Origin of the sequence: Xenorhabdus indica, assembly GCF_014467235.1 — a bacterium.
GTDB lineage: Bacteria > Pseudomonadota > Gammaproteobacteria > Enterobacterales > Enterobacteriaceae > Xenorhabdus > Xenorhabdus indica.
The window spans coordinates 1-1,218 of the sequence record NZ_NKHP01000082.1 but is presented as its reverse complement, the minus strand read 5'-3'; the positions used below and the strand labels follow the sequence as shown (position 1 = coordinate 1,218).

The following is a 1,218-nucleotide window of genomic DNA, read 5'->3' as shown; positions in this document are numbered from 1 at the left end:
TGATAAGTGAGCTGGGACTGGCGATCGGTCAGTTGCAATTCACCATTCAATTCACCGGTCAGCAGGTAATGAGGAATATGCTGGTTACGGGCGAGCACCATGTTATCCGGTGTGCTGAAATCGTAGATGACCCCGTCTGCATCGGTGAAATTGATTTTACCGTCAGTCAGTGCCAGCTGACGCGACCAGTCATCCGCCCATTTGGGACCAAACAGACCGTTTAATTTTGCGGTGGAGCGATAGGTACGGGTCAGGGTTATCGGCAATAATCCGGGGATAGCAATGACCGGCCAGACTTGGAGAAAGTCGCCAGTCGCCATATCGACAGGTTCACCGTTGACGCTACAAGTGCCATTGCAGCTACCATCTTTATCGGTGGATTTGTTGTCAACAGGGTCTTTTTCGTTGTTTTTGGGTTTGGCCGGCGCGGGGTTGGCGGTTTCTGGCGACTGGCCTTTGATTTTAGCCCCCGCAGCGTCGGCGGCCCTGGCTTCTTCAGCGAGTACTTTGCTTTCGGTTTTAGCGGCGGTTTTTGCCGCTCCTTTTGCAGCCCCCTTGATTAATCCGCCAAACCCTGTAGCAAAAGAAAAACCGGTAAAAATTAAATCGCCGCCTTTTTCAGCATCGCTTTTCATTTCCATCTTAATCGCATCAGCATTGACCATATCAACGGCCTTTTGCTGCAATTCAGACACACCGACAGGAGAGCCCCCCATATATTCCCAGGCTTTTTCGGCAGCAACGGCCGGTGCCGTTGTCATGATTACGGCGCCCTTGCCAACCAATTCCCCCATTTCAGGAACGGTATTCCAGAGTGCTTTGCCTGCCCCGATAGCCGCTTCGCCCGGACTGTCCCAGGCGGCTTGCAGATTGTGTTTACTCTCATCCACCCATTTGTTGAAGTCATCGGCGGTTTCCTGAAACCAGTCAACGGTTTTATCCCACATCCCTTTTTCCGCCGGGGCCTCTGGCTTAATGGCCGGATTAGCGGCATGCGGAGGAGAGGCGGACTGGGGGGCCTGTCCGACAATGCTACCAATTGTATTCCCTTCTCCGGTCGGGCTATCGTCTCGTGGCTTTTGCGGCAACGCAGCATTGGGTTTGGGATGATCGTCGTCGTCTTTCTCTTCTTCCCATTCTTCCTTTGGAAATTCACCCCTTTTGAATTTTTCAACGGTATCCTGAGCCGTTTTCTTAAAAGCCTGAGCTTCGAAGTCA

The 1,218-nt window shown here is 52.3% G+C and carries 1 protein-coding gene; it reads right to left on the bottom strand.

Annotated elements, in window-relative coordinates:
* Positions 1–1,218: DUF6531 domain-containing protein (locus Xind_RS19540; protein WP_222941873.1), on the bottom strand; the 1,218-nt coding region annotated here is incomplete at both ends.